A 14216-nucleotide genomic window follows, 5' to 3' on the forward strand; every position below is an offset into this window, starting at 1 on the left:
ACTCAGTGCCAAAGGAAGGTAGTGCGATGAACGGTGATAAAGGTGCAACGATGTTCCTTTGAACAGACGACGGTCTTGAATAATGTAAATTATATTTTAAATGGATACAGCGTATCAACCCGAGAAATATCCTCATTCTTCAAACCACATTAAAATAATATTGTCATATGACAGAATTGATGACAGCGGTCACTATAAGACAACCTCCCTTTTAATTATAGTAGTTAATGATGAGTTTTTTTATAAGGATCATGTTGAAGCCATGGTAAAAAGGCAGCTAAAGACCTCATGACATATCAATGATTAACTATGGTTCCATACAAGAAGTGGAGGAAAGAAGGATGAGGAAACAATCTTTTTTGTTGGTCATCGCTATTTTATTATCAGTTATTTCACCTGGACTAGTATCTAATAGAGCGGATGCGGCTGGGGGTACAGTTACAAAAAGTTACGCCGCCTCTGCGGATACGATGGAGTTGAGAGGTCAGCAGGAATTTGACGGCATATATGATAATGATGGGGATGGCTATCTTTATGTTGGTATGAGTAATAATGACGGATTCGTAAATGTCCGAAATAGAATGGCAATGATGTTTAATCTAGGTGTACCCGAAGGAACTATTGTATCAGCAGAGTTGGTCTTGACTGTCGCTACTGTCCTTAGAGTCACTGGTCATAATTTGTATACGGAAGTTAGGGGCTCTACAGCGAATGATTTGAACCTTGTAAGCTTTCCGCGAATGGATACGAACAACCCTTATGCGGATAAATTTACAGCTAAGAATACTAGTGAAGTGCCTATGGGTACATATCTTCAGGATCAAACGATTACTCTTAACGTAAAATCAGCTGTAGATACATTTACGGACAGTTCTGATCGTAAAATAATCTTCATTCTGAATGGTAATGAGTCAGATGCTGATAGCGGTAGATTTTTATTTTATTCCATGGAAACTGCAAATGCTGCGTATCATCCTAAACTAGTGGTTACTTATGAGACCGGAGCTGCAAATACGATTCCGACAGGTTCTTTTACGATATATGAAGGCGCAGCTACAAGCTCGTCAATTGTTAATCTATCTGTAACGGGATCTGACGCTGACGCAGGCGATAGTGTTACGCATATGAGATTTTCGAATAGTGCTGCGGGTTTGTCGGCAGCATCTTGGTTGCCTTTTAGCAATTCAGCAACATTTAGTCTAGCTGGCGGTGACGGGGCTAAGACGATCTATATGCAATTAAAGGATTCCAAAAATGGAATTTCGAATACATCTTCCCAGAGTATACTATTAGATCAGACATCTCCAACAGGATCTCTTATCATTAATAATAATGCTGCATTTACTAAAAACTACACCGTGACTTTGAGCGGAAGTTATTCCGACGGGAGTGGATCGGGAGTTGAGCAAGCTCGGCTCTCGAATGTTAGCGGTAGTTGGCAAACGAGTTGGTTTAATATTTCTGATTTGAATGGGAGGTCGTGGGTACTCCCAGCAGGAGAAGGCGCTAAAACGATATATGTTCAATATAAAGATAGGGTCGGAAATTTGAGTATGGGAACTATAAGCAGCACGATTACTGTAGATACCATATCACCAGTTATATCAAATGTAGAGAATAATAAAACATATAACAAGGCGATGGCCCCCACATTTAATGAAGGTAGTGGGCTATTGAATGGTAACCCCTTTAATAGCGGGACAGAGATTGTTATGGATGGTAATTATACGCTGATCGTAACAGATTCGGCAGGGAATTCAACAACGGTTAACTTTAAAATAGACACGGCTGCACCAGTTGTAACAGGTGTAACTAATGGTGGAATCTATAAGGGGAATGTGACAGTTACCTTTAATAAAGGAACGGCGACATTAAATGGAGCAGCATTTACTAGTGGAACAATGGTTACAATGGACGGTACTTATACGCTTGTTGTAACTGATCAAGCGGGGAATGTAACAACAGTGAGCTTTGAAATAGATAAGACTGCACCATTTGTAAGTGGAGTAACACATGGTGGGAGTTATAAAGCCCCGGTTACGGTGTTTTTTAACGAAGGAACGGCGACGTTGAATGGAGCAGCATTTGCTAGTGGAATGCGGATTGACGCGGATGGTAGTTATACACTTGTCGTAACGGATGCAGCTGGAAATGTAACAACGGTGAACTTTATTATTGATAGAGTAGCACCAATCGTAACAGGTGTTGCGGATGGTGGAATGTACAAGGATAAAGTGACAGTTAGTTTCAATGAAGGAACGGCAACATTGAATGGAGCAGCTTTTACAAGTGGTATGGAGGTTACTGCAGACGGTAGCTATACACTTGTCGTAACGGATGCAGCAGGAAATGTAAGAACGGTGAACTTTGTGATTGATAAGGTAGCACCAATCGTAACGGGTGTTGCGGATGGTGAAATGTACAAGGATAAAGTGACAGTTACCTTCAATGAAGGAACAGCAACATTGAATGGAACTGCTTTTACAAGTGGTACGGAGATTACTGTAGACGGTAGCTATACACTTGTCGTAACGGATGCAGCAGGAAATGTAACAACGGTCAACTTTATTATTGATAGAGTAGCACCAATCGTAACAGGTGTTGCGGATGGTGGAATGTACAAGGATAAAGTGACAGTTACCTTCAATGAAGGAACGGCAACATTGAATGGAACTGCTTTTACGAGTGGTACGGAAGTTATTCAGGATGACACGTACAAGCTCATCGTAACGGATGCAGCAGGAAATGCAACAACGGTGAACTTTGTGATTGATACAGTAGCACCAATCGTAACAGGTGTTGCGGATGGTGGTATGTACAAGGATAAAGTGACAGTTAGCTTTAATGAAGGAACAGCAACATTGAATGGAACTGCTTTTACAAGTGGTACGGAGATTACTGTAGACGGTAGCTATACACTTGTAGTAACGGATGCAGCTGGAAATGTAACAACGGTGAACTTTGTGATTGATAAAGTAGCACCAGTAGTAACTGGAGTAACCGAAGGTGGAATGTACAAGGATAAAGTGACAGTTAGCTTCAATGAAGGAACGGCAACATTGAATGGAACTGGTTTTACGAGTGGTACGGAAGTTAATCAAGACGGCACGTATAAGCTCATCGTAACGGATGCAGCAGGAAATGTAACAACGGTGAACTTTGTGATTGATAAGGTAGCACCAATTGTAACAGGAGTTGCGGATGGTGAAATCTACAAGGATAAAGTGACAGTTACCTTCAATGAAGGAACGGCAACATTGAATGGAACTGCTTTTACGAGTGGGACGGAAGTCATTCAGGACGGCACGTATAAGCTCATCGTAACGGATGCAGCAGGAAATGCAACAACGGTGAACTTTGTGATTGATAAAGTAGCACCAGTAGTAACTGGAGTAACCGAAGGTGGAATGTACAAGGAAAAAGTGACAGTTACCTTCAATGAAGGAACAGCAACATTGAATGGAACTGCTTTTACAAGTGGTACGGATGTTATTCAGGATGGAACGTATAAGCTCGTCGTGACGGATGCAGCTGGAAATGTAACAACGGTGAACTTTGTAATTGATAAAGTAGCACCAATTGTAACAGGAGTTGCGGATGGTGGAATGTACAAGGATAAAGTGACAGCTACCTTCAATGAAGGAACGGCAACATTGAATGGAACTGCTTTTACGAGTGGTACGGAAGTCATTCAGGACGGCGCGTATAAGCTCATCGTAACGGATGCAGCTGGAAATGCAACAACGGTGAACTTTGTGATTGATAAGGTAGCACCAATCGTAACAGGTGTTGCGGATGGTGAAATCTACAAGGATAAGGTGACAGTTAGTTTTAATGAAGGAACGGCAACATTGAATGGAACTGCTTTTACAAGTGGGACTGAAGTTACTCAGGATGGAACGTATAAGCTCGTCGTAATGGACGCAGCAGGAAATGCAACAACGGTGAACTTTGTAATTGATAAGGTAGCACCAATCGTAACAGGAGTTGCGGATGGTGGAATGTACAAGGATAAAGTGACAGTTAGCTTCAATGAAGGAACGGCAACATTGAATGGAGCAGCTTTTACAAGTGGTACGGAGATTACTGTAGACGGTAGCTATACACTTGTCGTAACGGATGGAGCGGGTAATGCTACTACGATTATTTTCCTAGTGGATACTACTGCTCCAACCGGTACATTAACCATTGATCAAGCTGGTTCGGAATGGACGAATGTTGCGGATACAACTCTAACTCTTACTAGCGATGACAGTAGTAAAGGAAGTGGCGTTGTCGAGATGCGCTTCTCGGGCAATGGGACGGATTGGAGTAGCTGGGAGCCATCCGCTGCAACGAAGGCATGGAGCTTTGGAGCAGGCGACGGGGAGAAATCAGTATTCGTACAGTTTAAAGACAAGGCAGGCAATGTAAGTCATTCCGTTATTCAAGATAAAATAAAACTTGACCAGACGATACCAACAGGAACGATTACCATAAATAGCGGAGCTACTGTAACGAGTAGCAAGGAAGTGAAACTATCTCTAACTTCTTCAGATGGCGATGGTAGCGGTGTTACTGAAATGCGGTTTTCTGCCGATAAGTTGGCTTGGTCAGCTTGGGAGAATGTATTGCTCACCAAAAATTGGATTTTGGATGGAGATTATGGATCTAAGCAGTTATACGTTCAATACCGAGATGCAGCAGGTAATAGTAGTGTGGCACATGCAGCATCTATTGAATACCAAGCAAGCAGTGGTTCCAGCAATGGCGGTGGTAATACAGAAACGAATTCTGATATCACAGTTAGCATAGGAAACAAGCCAGTACAAATGGTTAAGGCAACTGTCAGGACAATAGAAGGTAAAAAAGTAACGACGGTTGTCTTTGAGGAAGCGCAGCTTAAAGAGCTTTTGAAGGGAGCAGGCGATAAACCCGTTATTACGATTACGGTCCATAATCAATCTGATATCGTGAATTGGGAAATAAATGCTCGGCTTCTTTCAGCCTTTGAAAGCAGTAACGCTGTTATTCAACTAATGTCTGAAAAAGCGTCTTATAGCTTTCCGATGGATAAAGTTCATATTGATGAATGGCTTAACCACTTCGGATCTAATGTTTCACTGAAGGATATAACTCTCAAGATGGAAATCATTCATGCTCCTAACTCAGAATTTGTTTATAAGGATAGGGATAACGGACAAATTACACTTATCGCTCCTCCTGTGAGATTTTCAGTGAAAGCATACTTTGGGGGCAAGGAAATAGAGCTGAATCAATTTGATACTTTTGTAGAGAGACGCATTGCATTGCCTGAAGGATTAGATCCAAAGCGTATTACGACGGGAGTAAAGTTAATTTCGGACGGATCGCTCATTCATATTCCTACTAAGGTAATAGAAGAAGACGGACGTTATTACGCTGTCCTTAGCAGCATGACTAACAGCATGTACGGTCTCATTTATCATCAAAAATCATTTAGCGATGTTGCAACACATTGGGCCAAAACAAGCATCAATGATCTGGCATCACGACTTATCATTAATGGTTCTGACGAGCAGCGTTTTTTACCGGATAACGAAATAACTCGAGCAGAATTCACAGCTATAATGATAAGGGCATTAGGTTTAAGCTCTGCTGCTAAATCTGTAAGCTTTACAGATATATCAGAAAAGGATTGGTATCACTCAGCAGCTCAAATCGCGTATTCGTACGGATTGGTTGATGGATACAGCGATGGTTCATTCAAGCCTAACGAAAAGATTACTAGACAGGAAGCAATGGTTATTTTATCGAGGGCAATGAAGCTGGCAGATTTGTATAATGAGCTTGTCAATGTACAGCAGCAAAATCTGCTTCATGGTTTTAAAGATAATACAAAAATAGCAGCTTGGGCTCGCCAAGCCGCGGCATTAACGATTCAATTCGGTGTTATCGGCGGTTATAATGGGGAGCTGCAGCCTCAGAAAAATATTACTAGGGCTGAAACATCCGCCATTATCCAAAGGCTGCTTCAAAAAGCTAAATTCATTTAAGCATTACATAAAGAGGCTGCGGATTCCGCAGCCTCTTTATCGATTAGAAGCCTGAAAATACCTATTAGATAAATTAGGTGTTTCCCGTTTTTTTTATGTTCAATGATATAAGGGGAAAGAGATTCCTTTTTATATTTTGTAAAAAGAGGGATGTTGTGACTCTATTAGTTAACTAGAGATTTCTAATTGGCAACTTCTATTTGTTGTAATATGATGGCGGTTAGGGAGTCTTATGTCGTATTTACCCGGATCTAATGTCTTTTTTACCCCTGTTCGTGTGTGGGCTATTGGTTATAATGAGTATTGTGTAAGGGCTTCCAATTCTAAAAAATTGTTGAAAAGAGGAATGCACTTGAGCAAACAGTATGACGTCGCGGCATACATATGGCCGGCTTATACAGGGGACGAACCAAGAACTAGGATGTTCTGGCCGGAGGGGATGGGGGAGTGGCAATCTGTCAAGAACGCCGTCAAGAAGTTTCCCGAACATAATTGGCCGCGCAAGCCGCTGTGGGGCTACTGCAACGAAGCGGACCCCTATGTGATGGAGATGCAGATCTACGCGGCGGCGGACCACGGCGTCAATGTATTCATTTACGATTGGTACTGGTACGACAAACGCCCTTTTTTGGAAAATTGCCTCAACGACGGCTATCTGAAGGCGAGAAACAACGATAGAGTAAAATTTTATTTGATGTGGGCTAACCATAGCGTGAATAATACGTGGGATATCCGCTTGTCGCATGATATGGAAGGCGCCATGATCTGGGATGGCGCGGTCGACCGCCAAGAATTCGAGATCATCGCCGATCGCGTGATCAATCAATATTTTAAGCATCCGTCTTACCACACGATTGATGGCAAACCAATATTTAATATTTACGATCTTGCCAATCTGATGAGAGGTTTGGGCGGTGCGGAAGAAACGAAGGATGCATTCACTTGGTTCAGAGCCAAATGCGTCGAAGAAGGCTTGCCTGGCTTACACCTGCAGCTCACTTTGTGGGGCGAGCAGAACTTCAATCTCAGCGGCGTTGACGGCGGGGAAAAGGTAACGGCGAAAGAGATCGTGAAGCTGCTTGGCTTCGACAGCTTGACCCACTATCAGTACGTTCATTTCGTGAACGTAGACCGTGATTACAACGAAATCATGGTGGATGTCGTTCAAGAGTGGTCCCGCATTGACGCAGCATACGACATTCCGTATTATCCGCACATCTCGGTTGGCTGGGATAATAATCCGAGGTTTAAGGAACGTGTTCCGCTTGTTGTTCAGAACAATACGCCAGACAACGTTCAGAAGGYGTTTGAACAAGCGAAGCAATATGCGGATACACATCCAGAGCAACCTCCGCTCATCACGGTGAACAGCTGGAATGAGTGGACGGAGACGAGTTATTTGTTGCCGGACGATTTGTACGGGTACGGGTATTTAGAGGCGATTAAGAAAACATTCGTCAAATCGTAAGCGCGGAGAGCAAACCTCCTCTTTGAAATAATCAGACCCACTCGGAGTGGGTCTCTTCTCCGATTTTAAATCATGTCTGCTGGTAGCTTGTGGCTGACAACTGGCAACCACGGCAAAGGAAGGTGTAGTAAATACCTTCACTATTTCCGACTTGCTCCATGTCCAGCTGGGCAATGAATACCATTGTTTGCTCACAACTAGGGCAAGACGGGTATTCAGCATCCTGAATCCAAGTCGGATGCCCTCCAATTTGTGTGGCAGGTACTTCAAGGGTCCAGTACGAAGCTTCATAACTGCCTCTAGGCTGGTCTACCATGTGTAGCAAATGGACGGGCTCTGTATCCTCATAAATCTCTCGAGAAAAATGCTTCGGCAGCTGATTATAGGAACTCCAGCTCAAATGACCCTGATAATCAATTTCCATGAACTGCACACCATAATAAGCAGCGCACCGCATACATGCAGCCAATCGCAAACGTTCACCTTCAAGATTCAGAAATTGCAGAACCGGGTCGAGGAGATTGCAATCAAATAGTACTTCTATTGGGCCGTCGCACCATGGGCAGGTATGATTACTGTCCTTAAGCGCAAGCACTGCTATATTTTCAGTAAATTGATCTTCAGCCTTAAATGCATAGCGAACCGAATGGAATAATGTTATCTTGTTTCCCTCATCATCCAGCTCCCAACCGCCTTCATGAGTATAGCTTTCAGGGGATACATAAAGTTCGCTAGCCCAGTGTGGAGTTGATTTTGCCCAGCTATCAAACTGACGCACGATCTCTTCATCTCCGATCCAAGCAAGGGCTGACAGTAGATGGTTGCGATTCTCCTTATCGTGATGAATCCGTTCCATGATTTTGTTTCTAATGGAAGGCAGAGCATCTTTGAAAAGAATCCCTGGATAAAAACATTCTTTTTGTACTAACGCATCCAATCCAAGATGGATGGTTGCCTGAGCAAAGCAAACGAGCGATAACAAAATCTCTTCGGCCTGATCAAGCTCCCCCTCTTCAATAAGTTGTACAGCATACGCCTCCATTTGAGCGACTTCCTTTGGAGTGAGGTTATGATAAAGTTCCTGTTCGCTTTTTGTGTAGGAGAGAAGGACCTCTAGCGGATCATGTTTTTTAGGTGTATGCATGATTTTAAGAATTTCAACGGGTTCGGTAACATCTTTATAAGGATCGAAGAATCTACGATTGCGGGCAATATAGTCTTCCTTTTCCAATCGAAGCTTTTTTTGTTGGCAGGGCATACATATTCCGCCTGTCTTGGCTGCGGTAGCTGGTAAAATAGTTGCTACGCAGCCTTCTGTTTGGCATGGCAGACGTTCCGTCATTAGCTCACCTCTAGAAAAATGAAATTTTGCTTTCTGTCTTTATTATCCCTGTCATTGAAAAGGTTGTCACTAGCATTTAACCGAATTATTACGGGAAGAAGCATTAGTAATTATCGAATGATGATGGGAGGATTAAGATGCGGGTCAAACGGATCGTCACGAATATTGAAGCGCAGGATATTACCGCTGCAAAACGCTTTTACGAGGATGTACTCGGTCTTGAGTTATTAATGGATCATGGTTGGATTAGAACTTACGGTTCGAGCGAAGAGATGAGCATACAAATTAGTTTTGCCACACAAGGGGGATCTGACACGCCTGTGCCTGATATGTCAATCGAAGTCGATGATCTCCAAGCTGCTTTTGATGGCATGAAAAAAGCTGGGTTTCCAATCGAATATGGCATTGCAGTGGAGCCCTGGGGTGTTCGGCGCTTCTATGTACGCGACCCATTTGGTAAGCTTATCAACATTCTTTCTCATGAGCATTGAGGCAAGGTAAAATTTATTGTTTACAGCATGAGATAAAAGAATGAACGGATAAAGCCCGCCGACCAACAGGTCAGTGGGCTTTATTTTTATGTGGTGCATAGATGGCAATAACATTCATTCTTCTACTGAATTACTGACCGTGAACGGGTGCTTCTTTAAGCTGTGCAAGTATGATTTCTATCGTATTATCAATAAATGATTTTTCGGGACGTGCTTTCAATATTACCGTTAGCCCAATTAACGATACGATTAGCGACTGCGATAAAGCTTTCACGTTTACTGGAATTTCGAGTTCACCCGATTGTATGCCCCGTTCAATGGTCTCTAGAAATATGACGGACAGGTACATTTGATGTTCTCTTGTGAGAATTTCGAATTTTTCATCATGCGGTGCAAGCTCGACTATCGTATTGATGCTAAAGCATCCACGGTTGCGATTTTCTCCGTATTCCTCAGCAACAACCCCTTCAAAATAATGGCGAAAGGCTTCCTTAACAGAGGAATAGCTCTGGAGCTTGGTTCGAACGAGAGCAGCGCGCGACATCGTATATTTGCGCAGTGCAGCTTCGAATAATTCTTTTTTGTCACCAAAAGCTGAGTATAGGCTAGGTCGTTGAATACCCATTCTGGAAGTTAAATCGCTAAGTGAGGTAGCCTCATAGCCCTTCTCCCAAAACAGCTGCATAGCTGCATCCAATGCTTTTTCTTCGTCAAATTCGCGGGTTCTTCCCATAGTCAAAACCTCTCGGTACTCTTTATTTTCTAGTGTTTAATCAAATACAATAGTCAATCGTCTATATTTACATACCAATTGGTATAGTATTATTTTATAATTTGCGATTGGCAATGTCAAATGAAAGATCCGTTAATCACAATATAAACTTGGTTTTTAACCTAAAACCATGTGCAAACATTTTTACGTTGACAGAGATCGTTTTTATGCGCTATATTTACCGAGCGATATAACATACCGATCGGTACAAAAAATCTAGTTTTTAAAATGAATGAAGAAAAGGTGTGTTTGAAATGGAGGAGCTTAGAGAAAAAGCAGCAGTCTATAACAAGGTAAAGATGAATTCATCACAGGGAACAAATAACGATCGCGATTCGGTTCAGGGTTCCTCGATGTCTCGCTATGTCACACTGTTGTTTGCGGTTGCCTGCGGGATGTCTGTTGCGAATATCTATTTCGCACAACCGCTGCTCGATCATCTGTCGATGGCGTTTGGCATTGACTATTCAACCATTGGCATTCTGATTACGATCACCCAAATTTTTTATGGATTGGGATTGTTATTGTTGGTACCGCTTGGAGATTTACTGAACCAGCGCCGACTCATTATCGGTCAGATGTTATTTTCCGTGATCGCTCTAGTTATCGTTGGGTTTGCCTCCTCCAGCCTGATGCTTTTCGCAGGTATGGCCTTGGTGGGACTGCTTGCTGTTGTAGCCCAGACGCTTGTAGCATTTGCAACTAGCATAGCTACCCCTGCCGAAAGAGGACGTGTCGTTGGCGTGGTAACAAGTGGAATTGTCATTGGCATCCTTCTTGCACGAACGATTGCAGGAGTATTAACAGATATAGCGGGTTGGCGTTCCGTATATTTATTTTCTGCAGCATTGATGCTTCTTATGGTTTTTGCATTATTTAAAGTTTTGCCAGATGCAAAGCGAGAAGTGAAATCACTGTCTTATCCTCAGCTGCTTAAGTCGGTGTTTATGTTGTTCGTACAAGTGAGGATCCTACGTATCCGAGCAGTTCTGGCTATGCTGATTTTTACGGCTTTTAGTATATTGTGGACTTCATTAGTGCTGCCCCTTAGCGCACCGCCATGGTCACTTTCTCACACCGCCATAGGGGCGTTTGGCCTCGTGGGAGCTGTTGGAGCGTTAGCTGCTGCAAGGGCGGGAAAGCTTGCCGATCAAGGTTATGGACAGAAAACGACGGGCATAGCTTTGATTCTATTGCTCCTATCATGGTTGTTAATCAGCTATACAGATCAGTCGCTATTCGCCTTGGTTATTGGCATTGTTCTTCTTGATTTGGCTGTGCAGGCTGTACATGTCACGAATCAAAGCATGATTTTCGCATTACATGCGGAGGCTCGCAGCCGGCTTGCAGCGGGATACATGGTTTTTTACTCCATAGGAAGTGCCGTTGGTTCGATCTCATCGACTCTAACCTATGCCCATTACGGCTGGGACGGAGTATGTTTGCTTGGAGCATCGGTTAGTACACTCGCTCTTCTGTTTTGGGCAATGACGAGGCGTACTGCCCCTTCCGCATGAAAATAAATAATATAAACAGGAGAGATTGACCATGGAAATAGGAATAACTTCGTTTGTAGAAACAAAGCCGGATATTCAAACGGGTGCAGTAATAAGTCATGCGCAGCGATTGCGTGAGGTTGTCGAGGAAATTGTCCTTGCCGATCAGGTGGGACTTGATGTATTTGGCGTAGGTGAGCATCATCGGAAGGATTATGCAGCATCTTCACCTGCAGTTGTGCTAGCTGCAGCTGCATCACAAACGAAACGGATTCAGTTAACGAGTGCAGTAACGGTGCTTTCTTCATCTGACCCGGTACGCGTTTTTCAGGATTTTGCAACGCTCGATGGTATTTCAAATGGGCGTGCGGAAATTATGGCTGGTCGGGGTTCCTTTATCGAATCTTTTCCACTGTTTGGCTATGATTTGAATGACTATGACGAGCTGTTCGAGGAACATTTGGAATTGCTCTTAAAAATACGAGGGTCCGAAAAAGTAACCTGGAAAGGCGGGCATCGGCCTGCCATTCATGATTTAGGCGTATATCCTCGGCCTGTTCAAAATTCGTTGCCGATATGGGTAGGCAGCGGAGGCAATCGGGACTCTGCAATCCGTGCTGGACTGCTCGGCCTGCCATTGATGCTGGCGATCATTGGCGGTAGCCCGATGCAATTTGAACCACTGGTACAGCTTTATAAGAAAGCGGCTGCGCATGCCGGCCATGATGATTCGCGCCTTAAAGTGGGGTCTCATTCCATAGGTTTTGTTGCAGAAAATACGGATCTAGCAGCAGATACTTTTTTTCCTTCCACGCAAGCAGGCATGAATAAACTTGGGAAAGAGCGAGGCTGGGCGCATTATGACCGTTCCAGCTTTGATGCCGCGCGCAGCTTTGAAGGAGCACTTTATGTGGGTGATCCGGAAACCGTTGCCCAAAAAATTATTCATCTTCGGAAAAATGTAGGCGTTACGCGTTTTATGATGTACGTGCCTTTAAGTACTATGCCGCATGATCAAGTGATGAGAGCCATTGAGCTGCTAGGAACAGAGGTTGCGCCACGCGTCCGAGAGGAAATTGCCAAGTGGGAAGCGGAGACGGAAAAAGAATCATAATTCAGCTGTAGCTGGTGTAAGCGTTGCTCCCCCACAAACGGCTATAATAAATCATTACCTTGCTCGCATCCATCCCAAATCTCTATACTAAAAACAAACAGATGACATGGTGGGCTTCGGCTCCACATCGAAAGGAGGCTTCGGCTATGCAAAGGACGAGTTGGGAAAAGTGGAATGGTCATAATGGTTCTATTTTCTGGTTAACGGGGTTGTCCGGTTCAGGAAAAACGACGCTTGCTTGCGGGGCGGAGAGTGAGCTGCTGAGGCGGGGGGTCAGATGTGTCATCATTGACGGCGATCGATTACGGCAAGGCTTGAATCGGGATCTTGGGTTTACGGAAGAGGCACGACTGGAAAATATGCGCCGTGCAATGGAGATTGCGGATATGTTTCTAGAGAAAGGTTTTGTTGTCCTTGTACCGATGATTTCCCCTTATGAATCGTACCGAAAGCAGATCAAGCAGCGGTTTGGTCCGGATGATTTTGCTGAAGTGTATGTGAAATGCTCACTGGAGGAATGCGAACAACGTGATCCCAAGGGCTTATATCGCAAAGCGAGAGCAGGAGAAATAAAGGATTTTACGGGCATTGATTCCCCTTACGAGACGCCGATACAACCTAATATGATCATAGACACGGAGAAGTTTGGCGAAGCAGATGCTATAAATGCGCTTGTTGCGTACATCGAATCCCGATTGAACAATATCTAGAATAGAGAGGGTGATATATAAATGAGACCGGAAAAAAGTTATACGATATGGTTTTCACAGCGTACAGGGAGTACCCTGCTGAACGAAGCTCTTTCATCAACTGGCCTAGCAGGAAATCMTGCGGAATGGCTGCTCTTCAATGATCCCAAGACAATGACGGTGGACAAAATGGAGCAGATGTGGCGGGAAGGTACTTCGTCAAATGGTGTTTTTGGCTTGAAAACAAGTATGAATAGCGAATGGATCACTGCATTTCGGAACATCTTTCAATTGCCTGATACGGCGACAAAAGCTAGTGTCTGGCGTGCAGCTTTTCCGAATTGCGATAAACATATCTATATGACGAGAAGAAATAAAGTCCGTTTAGCCGTATCTTGGTGGCGGGCCATCGTATCCGGAGAGTGGCATCGGCAGCATGGCCAAAAACCGCAAGAGCATGATATTGCCGATAAGTATAATTTTGATGCAATCAACCATTTGTTCATCGAAAGCTCGCTTCGGGAAGCGGCGATGGAGGACTTTTTTACAGAAGAAGGGATCGTTCCACTTACGATCGTTTACGAAGATTTTATTCTCGATTATGAAGGAACAGTGCTGAGGGTGCTGGATTTTCTGAACATTCAGTCCGAGTCGGTGAAGGTTGCTCCGCCAGCTTTTGATAAGTTAGCAGAAGATGTGGCAGAGCAGTGGGTGCAGCGTTACCGTCAAGAGCGACAAGCGGGAAACGAAACAAAAGTGTGGTAATTACGATTAATTGATGTCTTAGCTCTTAGTTGAGGCGCAAGCATTCGCGGTTTTCCGCTAACGCT

Annotated in this window: 9 protein-coding genes; 7 read left to right on the top strand and 2 right to left on the bottom strand. The window is 43.7% G+C overall.

The window, feature by feature from the left end; all coding sequences use genetic code 11:
• Positions 1-341: 341 nt before the first annotated feature.
• Positions 342-6014 (top strand): S-layer homology domain-containing protein, encoded by a 5673-nt coding sequence (locus tag AC1DPK_RS08325; protein ID WP_477509974.1) that lies wholly within the window; start codon positions 342-344, stop codon positions 6012-6014.
• A gap of 352 nt (positions 6015-6366) precedes the next feature.
• A complete protein-coding gene (locus AC1DPK_RS08330) occupies positions 6367-7482 on the top strand; it encodes a glycosyltransferase WbsX family protein (protein ID WP_477509975.1) in 1116 nt (371 codons plus the stop codon).
• Between the two features lie 70 nt (positions 7483-7552).
• On the opposite strand, the gene AC1DPK_RS08335 is transcribed toward AC1DPK_RS08330, so the two are convergent.
• On the bottom strand, positions 7553-8824 hold the full coding sequence (locus tag AC1DPK_RS08335; protein ID WP_477509976.1) for a DUF1963 domain-containing protein: 1272 nt from the start codon (positions 8822-8824) through the stop codon (positions 7553-7555).
• Between the two features lie 137 nt (positions 8825-8961).
• Between AC1DPK_RS08335 and AC1DPK_RS08340 the strand changes: the two genes are divergently transcribed.
• On the top strand, positions 8962-9315 hold the full coding sequence (locus tag AC1DPK_RS08340) for a VOC family protein (protein ID WP_441885544.1): 354 nt from the start codon (positions 8962-8964) through the stop codon (positions 9313-9315).
• Between the two features lie 130 nt (positions 9316-9445).
• On the opposite strand, the gene AC1DPK_RS08345 is transcribed toward AC1DPK_RS08340, so the two are convergent.
• The gene (locus AC1DPK_RS08345; RefSeq protein ID WP_477509977.1) at positions 9446-10048 is read right to left on the bottom strand and encodes a TetR/AcrR family transcriptional regulator; all 603 of its coding nucleotides are present in this window, start codon (positions 10046-10048) and stop codon (positions 9446-9448) included.
• 338 nt (positions 10049-10386) lie between these two features.
• Here AC1DPK_RS08345 and AC1DPK_RS08350 point away from each other — a divergent pair, with 338 nt between their 5' ends.
• The 4 genes from AC1DPK_RS08350 to AC1DPK_RS08365 all read left to right on the top strand — a co-directional run bounded on the left by AC1DPK_RS08350 (position 10387) and on the right by AC1DPK_RS08365 (position 14151).
• Entirely contained in the window at positions 10387-11604 is a 1218-nt protein-coding gene (locus AC1DPK_RS08350; protein WP_477510048.1) for an MFS transporter, read from the top strand.
• A 31-nt stretch (positions 11605-11635) separates the two neighbouring features.
• On the top strand, positions 11636-12697 hold the full coding sequence (locus AC1DPK_RS08355; RefSeq protein ID WP_477509978.1) for an LLM class flavin-dependent oxidoreductase: 1062 nt from the start codon (positions 11636-11638) through the stop codon (positions 12695-12697).
• 146 nt (positions 12698-12843) lie between these two features.
• Positions 12844-13407 (top strand): adenylyl-sulfate kinase, encoded by a 564-nt coding sequence (gene cysC / locus AC1DPK_RS08360; protein WP_441885536.1) that lies wholly within the window; start codon positions 12844-12846, stop codon positions 13405-13407.
• 21 nt (positions 13408-13428) lie between these two features.
• A complete protein-coding gene (locus AC1DPK_RS08365; protein WP_477509979.1) occupies positions 13429-14151 on the top strand; it encodes a Stf0 family sulfotransferase in 723 nt (240 codons plus the stop codon).
• Positions 14152-14216: the final 65 nt, after the last annotated feature.

The organism is Paenibacillus sp. 01T424 (genome assembly GCF_056398745.1).